This window comes from Cellulomonas sp. P4_B5_2, assembly GCF_056402235.1.
This window is the reverse complement of the sequence record NZ_JBFUHU010000404.1, coordinates 1-2,809: the sequence shown is the minus strand read 5'-3', so window position 1 is coordinate 2,809 and position 2,809 is coordinate 1. Positions and strand designations below refer to the sequence as shown.

Genomic DNA, 2,809 nt, shown 5'->3' with positions numbered 1-2,809 from the left:
GGACGGGACCGTGAAGGTCCCGGACGGCCAGACCCCGCCGATCGAGACCATCGAGCAGATGGACTACTTCGTCCAGGGCGTCACCGGCACCGTCTCCTGATCCTCCCCGGGGCCGGTTCGTGCGAGCCGGCCCCGGGCTCCCACCCGAGGAGACACCATGCACGTCACCGGCACCACGCCGTACCCCTGGCCGTTCGACGGCGACCTCGACGGCACCCGCACGGCGCTGCTCGTCGTCCTGCCGGCGGGGGACTGCGAGCTCGCCGCGCCCGTGGGGCCCCTCGCCTCGGCGGTGCAGGCCGCGGGGGGCAGGGTGATCGTCGTCCGCACGACGGCGCCGGCTCCGGACCCGGCGGCGGGCCCTCACCCGCACGGGCTCACGGCGGACCTGGAGATGCAGGCCGGCGGGGTCGACGGCTTCTACGCCAGCGACCTCGACCTGGTCCTGCGCACCGGCCGCACCCGGCGGCTGGTCGTCGTCGGCGTCGGCCTGGAGACCTGCGTGCACTCGACCCTGCGGGACGCGAACGACCGCGGCTACGAGTGCCTGCTCGTCGTCGACGCCTGCGTGCCGATCGACCCGTCCCTGGTGGCCGCGTCGATCTCCAGCATCGAGATGTCCGGCGGGATCTTCGGCGCGGTGGGGTACTCCACCGAGGTCGTCGAAGCACTCGCACCCCAGCCCGCCCTGCGCTGACCCGAGGAGACCACGATGACCGACCAGCTCACGACGACGACGGTGGCGTACGGACCCGTCGTCGCCGACCCCTACGCCTGGCCCTACGACGGCACGTTCTCCGCCGAGACCACGGCCGTGCTCAACATCGACTGGCAGCAGGACTTCTGCGGCCCCGGGGGATACGTCGCCGCGATGGGCTACGACCTGGAGCTGACCCGGGCAGGGCTGGCGCCCACGGCGGCGATGCTCGAGGTGGCACGCGAGCTGGGCTTCCATATCATCCACACCCGGGAGGGACACCGTCCCGACCTGTCCGACCTGCCCGCGAACAAGCTGTGGCGCTCGCGGCGGATCGACGCCGGCATCGGGGACCTGGGGCCGTGCGGCCGGATCCTCACCCGCGGCGAGCCCGGGTGGGAGATCGTCCCCGAGGTGGCGCCCCTGCCCGGCGAGGTGGTCATCGACAAGCCGGGGAAGGGCTCGTTCTACGCGACGGACCTCGACCTGATCCTGCGCAACCGGGGGATCACGCACATCATCCTCACGGGCATCACCACCGACGTCTGCGTGCACACCACCATGCGCGACGCCAACGACCGCGGGTACGAGTGCCTGCTCCTGTCCGACTGCACGGGCGCCACGGACTACGGCAACTACCTGGCCGCGCTGAAGATGGTGACGATGCAGGGCGGCGTGTTCGGCGCGGTCGCGGACTCGGCGGCCCTGCTGGCCGCACTGGCGAACCCGGTGACCGTCTAGTCCGAACCATCCGAAGACTGCGGAATCGCCCGAATCTCTTGCTGCAAGTTGCTGCAAGCGGATACGGTCGGCGACACCTGCCTCGCACATCGACGTGCGGGGAGACGAAGGAGTCGCCATGTCGCCCGCCGACGCCCCCGTCCGCCCCCTGTCTCGAGCCTTCGCCGCGCTGACCGCCCTCGCGGTCGTCGGCGTCGGGCTCGTCGCCGCGGTAGGAAGCCCCGCCGCAGCCGCCGACCGCACGGTCGCCCTCGTCGGCAGCCTGCAGAGCGAGCTCGGTTGCCCGGGGGACTGGCAGCCCGACTGCAACACCACGGACCTTGCCCTCACCGCCACGGAGGGGGTCTACTCCGCGGACTTCACGGTCCCGGCCGGAGCGTACGAGTACAAGGTCGCGATCAACGACACCTGGGACGAGGCGTACGGCAAGAACGGCGGTGCCGACAACATCCCGCTGGTCATCGAGGGTCCGTCGACGCTGCGGTTCACCTACGACGACACCACGCACCGCATCGCGCTGACCCCGCTCGACCTGGGTGCGGGCTACACGCCGGCGGACGACGCCCTCGTCGCGACCCCCGTGCGCGACCCCGGTGCGAACCAGCAGTTCTACTTCGTCATGACGGACCGGTTCGCCGACGGCGACGACGCGAACGACACCGGCGGGCTCACGGGCGACCGGCTGGCCACCGGGTTCGACCCCACCGACAAGGGCTTCTACGAGGGCGGCGACCTGGCCGGCCTGCACAGCAAGCTCGACTACATCGAGGGCCTGGGCACCACGGCCATCTGGCTGACCCCGTCGTTCAAGAACCGTCCGGTCCAGGGCACGGGCGCGGACGCCTCGGCCGGGTACCACGGGTACTGGATCACCGACTTCACGCAGATCGACCCGCACCTGGGCACCAACGCCGAGCTCGAGGCACTGATCGCCGACGCCCACACGCGCGGCATCAAGGTCTACTTCGACATCATCACCAACCACACGGCCGACGTCATCGACTACACCGAGGGCCAGTACGGCTATATCGACCAGGCCACCAGCCCGTACACCGACGCGGCAGGCACGGAGTTCGACCCCGCGACCTACGCAGGCACCGACACCTTCCCGACGATGAACGCCGCGACGAGCTTCCCGTACACGCCGGTGATCAAGCCCGAGGACGAGAACGTCAAGGTTCCCGCCTGGCTGAACGACCCGACGCTCTACCACAACCGCGGGAACTCGACCTACACCGGGGAGTCGACGACGTACGGCGACTTCTCCGGCCTGGACGACCTCATGACCGAGAACCCCACGGTCGTGAACGGCTTCATCGACGTCTACAACGACTGGGTCGACCTGGGCGTCGACGGCTTCCGCATCGACAC

3 protein-coding genes are annotated in these 2,809 nt (G+C 70.3%); all 3 read left to right on the top strand.

Annotated features, from left to right (window positions below; all coding sequences use genetic code 11):
• The first annotated feature begins 157 nt into the window (after positions 1–157).
• The gene (locus AC1DUQ_RS20185) at positions 158–697 is read left to right on the top strand and encodes a cysteine hydrolase family protein (RefSeq protein ID WP_477061473.1); all 540 of its coding nucleotides are present in this window, start codon (positions 158–160) and stop codon (positions 695–697) included.
• A gap of 15 nt (positions 698–712) precedes the next feature.
• Positions 713–1,438, top strand: coding sequence for a biuret amidohydrolase (gene biuH / locus AC1DUQ_RS20180; protein ID WP_477061474.1), 726 nt, complete (start codon positions 713–715; stop codon positions 1,436–1,438).
• A 118-nt stretch (positions 1,439–1,556) separates the two neighbouring features.
• Positions 1,557–2,809, top strand: a 1,253-nt coding sequence (locus AC1DUQ_RS20175; RefSeq protein ID WP_477074466.1) for an alpha-amylase family glycosyl hydrolase, incomplete at its 3' end; no start/stop codon positions are given.

What these genes read in the sequence shown, in the direction of transcription:
- AC1DUQ_RS20185 (WP_477061473.1), top strand. Translation starts at nt 158, where the DNA reads ATGCACGTCACCGGCACCACGCCGTACCCCTGGCCGTTCGACGGCGAC.
- biuH (WP_477061474.1), top strand. Translation starts at nt 713, where the DNA reads ATGACCGACCAGCTCACGACGACGACGGTGGCGTACGGACCCGTCGTC.